Consider the following 3787-nt stretch of genomic DNA (forward strand, 5'->3'; position numbering starts at 1 on the left):
CGCGCGCTGGGCGAGCACTTCCACCGATGCTTCGTTCATGTCTGATTCCTCCGCGCCCCAGAAAGCCGCCGTTCCGGATGTTGTCGCCTCGTCTGCCGCTCGAGAGTCGGCCCATCGCTACCGCGGCGGGGCAGAATAGGACAGTTCCTGTTCCCTATCTGTCAACTCGAGCCGGGCGTCGCAGCCCGGCCACGCGCGCAGGGCGGCTCGCCGCTGATTCCGGCGGTCGTGGAGCACAAAGTGCGGCAAGCAGCGTCGTTGCGCCAGTTCGAGCGTCGCCAGCGGCTCACCCGCGTCACACAGGCTAAGTTGAACCGGGATGCCTTCGTCCTCTGCGACCGTTTTCTCTGCACCCATGTGGCCCAGAATCGCGCGGGCGCCACCGGGATTGCCCCCAACATCCACCACGTAGGTCCGGGCGACAATCTGCTTCCCGCGGTAAGTCGGCTTCGCCTGGTTGCTCCCGAGGAAGAGCACCCCGCCGGTCACCGCCACGATCAAGAGAAGGCCGATCGCGAGCCGCCGGTTCTCACGCTCCAGCCGCGCGAACCGCTCGGCCAAGCCCTGCAGTCCTGACTCGTCCATCGCATCTCCCCTCCGGCTCTGGTTTCCGCGGCATGCTCCCCGGCCGCCCCCGCGTGAGCCCTCATGTCTCAGTCGCCATCCAGCACCGTGTACGCGAACGACTCCACGATGATAGGCCTCGCGCCGCGCACCGGCGCCTTCAGGCGCACCGCCCCGCCCGCGCGCACGGGCAGGAACAGCGGCCTGGAATCCCCTCGCTCGCCCCATTTCATCCACACGTCCCGCGCATCTATCCCGCCGATGTTGCGCAGGATCCACTCGTCTCGCTCCGACTCCTTCACCGTAAGCACCGGCGCGATGAAATAGCGATAGCATAACTCATCCGCCCACTCGATCATACCTGGGGCCACACGGTATGCATTGTAGAACGCGACGCCCGGGAATTCCGGCGCCAGCCGCTTGATGTAGCGGAACTGCTCCTCCAGTTGCTCCTTTGTCACGCCGCCCTTGTCCGTCGTCGTGCACAGCCCGAAAACCGTCTTGTCGGCAATCCCCGCCGCACGCGCCTGCTCCGCGATCCGGTCGAACACCGGGTAGTGCCAGCCCAGGTACTGCATGTACACCTCGGGGAGCACAAGATTCGCGCTTTCCCGGTAGCCCGCCGTCAGCACGTCCGACAGTGGCCCTGCGCTCCACGCCAGGACGAAGCCGTCGGGATGCTCCGCCTTCACGCGCCTGAGGGCGGCGGCCATCTTCTGATCCACTTCGCCGCCGTAATCGCACCCGAATTCGTCTATCGCTATCCCTCGCTCGCTCTGAGCCAGGAGATCGCCCCAATACGTGACGAACTCGCCCTCCGTCTTCTCTTTGTAGCAGTAGCCGCCTGCCCACGACAGCGGGAGTGCGCCGCGCTCGATCCAGCGCTCGGCCTCCAGGCCGCGGGCGTGCATCGCGACATTCACCCATTTCAAGGGTTGTCCGGGACTTACGCCGTACCACGCGAAGTACAGCGGCGTGCGCACCACGGGCACCTGCGCCTCGAGTTCGCCCATGCCGCCGCCGGTCACGCGAATCGTGTACCAGCCGCTGTCCCTCGGCGTCCACTCAATCACCGCCCGGTGAGCCTTCCGCGGCGGCACGCCCTCGGTGTCTACCTCGCCGATGACCTGCTCCTCGTCATCGAACAAGGCGTGAAGTGCAGCGCGAAAGGTCACCCGATCCGGAAGCAACGCGCGCCCGAACACATTGCGCAATGCGACACTGACCGTGACCCGCTCTCCGCCAACCGGCGGCCACACGCTGAAGCGCAGGTCGCCGAATCCCGACACGTCCCCGGTCGGCTCGCCCCAGATCTCAACCTCCGTTACTTCCACCGGCCCGGCCGCGTCCGCGATCTCCAGTGTAACCGCATCGGTCCGCAAAGCGAGGTCCTTCACTCGCATTGATGAGGTCGCCGGGTAATCCGCATGTCGCCATTCTGCGTCCGCACAATCGAGCCTGATCTGGGCCGTGCTGATGTCTGCCCGGAAGCGCCCAGAGAACCACACCACCACCTCGGTCACCAGCATCTGCCGGCCGAGGGCGAACTCGATACGCGGCGTCGTGCCGGCCGGCCACCTGAGGGACGTGGCAGCGTAGTGACTGGTGCGGGTATTGCCGTCGGTGAGGACTGAGCCTTCGGGCCACCCGGCCTGCACCGGCGTGGCCGCGTACGTGATGCCATGATCCGCGGCTCGACCGCCGTTGTTGGTCAGCAACTCGCCGGCGGAGACCGGAAAAACGGCCAGCCACGCTGCGGCCAGGCCAATCGCACGGATCACTCAGCACCTCCACGCCTGCACACTGCGAGATTCGGCGCCGCCCCCAGCTGCGCCCCGGGGAGCAGTGCACAGCACACCCGGCCCTACTATCTCAGCAATGCACTCGTGCGATCAATCCGCGTCATCCGCGAAATCTGCGGATAAAACCGGTGAGACTCACGCCCTCCGGCTGTCGAGGATCAGCGTCACCGGCCCGTCGTTGTGAATCTCCACGTGCATGTGCTCGCGGAACACGCCGGTCGCGACAGTGAGTCCCGCCGCGCGCACGCGCTCCACGAAATCACCGAACAACCGCTCGGCTTCCTCCGGCGGCGCAGCCTCGGTGAAGCTCGGCCGCCGTCCTTTGCGGCAGTCGCCGAGCAGCGTGAAGTTGCTGACCGCGAGGATCGCCCCGCCGACGTCCTGCAGGGACAGGTTCATCTTCCCGTCGGCATCCTCGAACACGCGCAGTCCGGCGATCTTGTCAGAGAGGTATGCGGCGTCCTCAGGCGTATCGCCCACCTGTACGCCGACCAGGACCGCGAGTCCGCAGCCGATCTCGCCGGTCACCTTTTCGCCGACCGCTACCTTCGCCCACGCCGCGCGCTGCACGACCGCACGCATCTTACCGTGCCCCCTCGCCGAGCCTGACCGGCGCCTCCATAAGAACGCGGCCGTCGAGGGTCATGACCCGCGCGACGCCGTCCTCGATGACCCCGACCGTAGGCTGCGGCTCTCCGCTGCGCGACTTCGGGAGCGACGGACTGCCCGGATTCATGAGCAGCGCCCCGCCCGCCCGTTCCAGCATCGGCATGTGGGTGTGCCCGGAGATGAAGACGTGCACCCGATACTTCTCCGCGACCTCCGCTATCGCCGGGACAGGATCCTGCAGGCCGAACTCAGTGCCGTGATTGACCATGATGCGCAGCCCTTCCGCAAACACAAGCGCGTATGGCGATTGGATGGGGTACTCGAGGACGAGCTGGTCAACCTCGGAATCGCAGTTGCCGCGGGCGACGATCACGGGCGCGGGGACATGGTTGATCAGCTCCGCAAGGCGGGCGGGGTTGTAGCCCTCGACCATCGGATTGCGCGGGCCGTGGTAGAGGACATCCCCCGCGTGGATAATCAGATCCGCCCCCATGACCGGCCCGGCCATGGCCGCCTGCCAGCCGCTGGTATCGCCGTGCGTATCACTGATGACGCCGAGCTTCATGAGCGCGCGTCCTCCTCGGGCACGGCGGCGAGCCGCGAACTGCCGCGGTCGCTCACGTCCCCCGGGCTGTCGGCGGCGCGGGCGCCTCTTCGGTCACAATCGGCACCACGTTCTGCCCCCAGCCTTCCTGCGTCGGCCGCCAGATGCGCAGGTTGAGCCGCGAGCCGACGGGCGCGGTCACGATAACCTGGAGCGCCTGGTCTATGCCCATGATCTGCGTGTCGTTGATCTGCACCACGATGTCGTA

Annotated in this window: 5 protein-coding genes; all 5 read right to left on the bottom strand. The window is 66.7% G+C overall.

Annotation, left to right across the window (positions count from 1 at the left end; all coding sequences use genetic code 11):
• Nucleotides 1–117: 117 nt before the first annotated feature.
• Complete coding sequence (locus tag JSV65_06750) at nt 118–585, bottom strand: hypothetical protein (protein ID UCH36047.1); 468 nt, start codon at nt 583–585, stop codon at nt 118–120.
• A 68-nt stretch (nt 586–653) separates the two neighbouring features.
• Entirely contained in the window at nt 654–2345 is a 1692-nt protein-coding gene (locus JSV65_06755; protein UCH36048.1) for a hypothetical protein, read from the bottom strand.
• A 156-nt stretch (nt 2346–2501) separates the two neighbouring features.
• Nucleotides 2502–2948 carry a D-tyrosyl-tRNA(Tyr) deacylase gene (locus JSV65_06760; protein ID UCH36049.1) on the bottom strand — a complete coding sequence of 149 codons (447 nt, stop codon included), beginning with the start codon at nt 2946–2948 and terminating at the stop codon, nt 2502–2504.
• A 1-nt stretch (nt 2949) separates the two neighbouring features.
• Nucleotides 2950–3540: a phosphodiesterase gene (gene yfcE, locus JSV65_06765; GenBank protein UCH36050.1), complete on the bottom strand. Its 591-nt coding sequence runs from the start codon at nt 3538–3540 to the stop codon at nt 2950–2952.
• Nucleotides 3541–3592: 52 nt separating this feature from the next.
• The coding region (locus tag JSV65_06770; GenBank protein UCH36051.1) for a hypothetical protein at nt 3593–3787 on the bottom strand (195 nt) is incomplete at its 5' end.

The organism is Armatimonadota bacterium (assembly GCA_020354555.1).
Lineage (GTDB): Bacteria > Armatimonadota > Hebobacteria.

Excerpts from the sequence above, each read along its gene's own strand:
- JSV65_06750 (UCH36047.1), bottom strand. The coding sequence starts at position 585 with ATGGACGAGTCAGGACTGCAGGGCTTGGCCGAGCGGTTCGCGCGGCTG.
- JSV65_06760 (UCH36049.1), bottom strand. The coding sequence starts at position 2,948 with ATGCGTGCGGTCGTGCAGCGCGCGGCGTGGGCGAAGGTAGCGGTCGGC.
- yfcE (UCH36050.1), bottom strand. The coding sequence starts at position 3,540 with ATGAAGCTCGGCGTCATCAGTGATACGCACGGCGATACCAGCGGCTGG.